This is a genomic window from Streptomyces sp. PU-14G (genome assembly GCF_041028275.1).
In the GTDB taxonomy this organism is placed as follows: domain Bacteria; phylum Actinomycetota; class Actinomycetes; order Streptomycetales; family Streptomycetaceae; genus Streptomyces.
The window spans coordinates 1-1292 of sequence record NZ_JASKYT010000676.1 but is presented as its reverse complement, the minus strand read 5'-3'; the positions used below and the strand labels follow the sequence as shown (position 1 = coordinate 1292).

The 1292-nt window shown below is 73.6% G+C and carries 2 protein-coding genes and 1 pseudogene; 1 reads left to right on the top strand and 2 read right to left on the bottom strand.

Features of this window, described 5'->3' with window-relative positions:
- Both AB8Z75_RS34615 and AB8Z75_RS34610 read right to left on the bottom strand, forming a co-directional pair.
- Positions 1 to 195 (bottom strand): annotated as a pseudogene (locus AB8Z75_RS34615) (MerR family transcriptional regulator); the annotation flags it as partial.
- Positions 196 to 347: 152 nt separating this feature from the next.
- Positions 348 to 758 (bottom strand): SsgA family sporulation/cell division regulator, encoded by a 411-nt coding sequence (locus AB8Z75_RS34610; protein ID WP_369209057.1) that lies wholly within the window; start codon positions 756 to 758, stop codon positions 348 to 350.
- 358 nt (positions 759 to 1116) lie between these two features.
- Between AB8Z75_RS34610 and AB8Z75_RS34605 the strand changes: the two genes are divergently transcribed.
- The coding region (locus AB8Z75_RS34605) for a DUF2510 domain-containing protein (protein WP_369209059.1) at positions 1117 to 1292 on the top strand (176 nt) is incomplete at its 3' end.

Here is a 1292-nt window from a genome sequence, read left to right as displayed (position 1 = left end):
CCCCCGCACCCACACCCGGCCCACCACCGCGCCCGGACCGGCACTGACGGACGCCTCCGTGCCCGGTCCGGCGCCGGCGGACGCCTCCGCACCCGGACCGGCGCGGGCGGACTCCTCCGCGCCCGGTCCGGCGCGGGCGGACGCCTCCGCACCCGGTCCGGCGCCGGCGGAGGGCACCGTGCCGGCAGACGCCACCGTGTCGGCGGGCCACCCGAACGGGTGTCGGGGGCGATCAAGGGAGCCCCCGCGCGGTGCTCTTTCGCGGGACGGCGTTCCCTCCCGCCGGAAACGTCCCGCGAGTCGACGCGCAGGGGCCCGGCCCCGGTGCCGGGCCCCAGTGCCCCGGCTCACGGCCGCAGCAACTCGCTCAACTGGGCGTCCAGCCCCATCGCGTCCTGCTCGTCGCCCACCGGGACCGCGTGCAGCGTCCGTTCGAGCCAGGCCGCCAGCACCGGGGAGGACGCTTCCAGCAGCGCGTCACCGTGCGGGGAACTGAGGGCCATGCACACCACCTCCCGGCCCTCCACGCTGGTCGGCCACACCCGCACGTCCCCGTCCCCGCACGGCTCGGTGACGCCCTGGACCAGCAACTGCCGGGCGAACGTCCAGTGGACCGGGGTCTCGGAATGGATGTGGAAGGCCACGTGGACGGCGAAGGGATCATCCGTGCGGTAGCTGAGCCGGGCCGGGACGGCCACGCTGCGCTCCGGCGCGAGGACGAGCCTCATCTCGACTTCACGTTCGACGACAGTGTGCATAGCCTGCGCCCTTTCCTCCGTCGCTGTGCGGGCCGCTGCGCGAGGCCCGCACAGGGTTAGAGGCCGTCCCCCGCGGTTCGTTACACGGGTTCCGGGACTTTTTTCCGAAGGTTCCTCGCCGGAGCCGTACGACACCGGGTACGGGCAGGTGACGGGGGAGTGACAGACGCGGACGCGAGGCGTTCGAGGTTCGCTCGAAGGCGGGCTTCACACCCGTCTGCTTCCTCCCCGGGCGGTCTTCTTCGTTACTGTCCTCCTTGGACAGGCGGAGGTTCCCGCCGCGCCGCCGGTGGCGGCCCAGCACAGGGCGCCGCCGCGGACAGGTCAAAGGTGTCGTTGGTGAGGGGAGTTGGAGGCAGTGGGGCCCTCCGGTGCTCATGGTGAGGTACCCCGTGCGGGGTACTACCCGGATCCGTCCATCCCCGGGTACATCCGCTACTGGAACGGCACGTCGTGGGTGCCCGGCACCAGTCGCCCGGAGCCGCGCGAGGGCGAACCCATGCCCGCGCCCCCGCCCGTGGCGTCCTCTCCCGC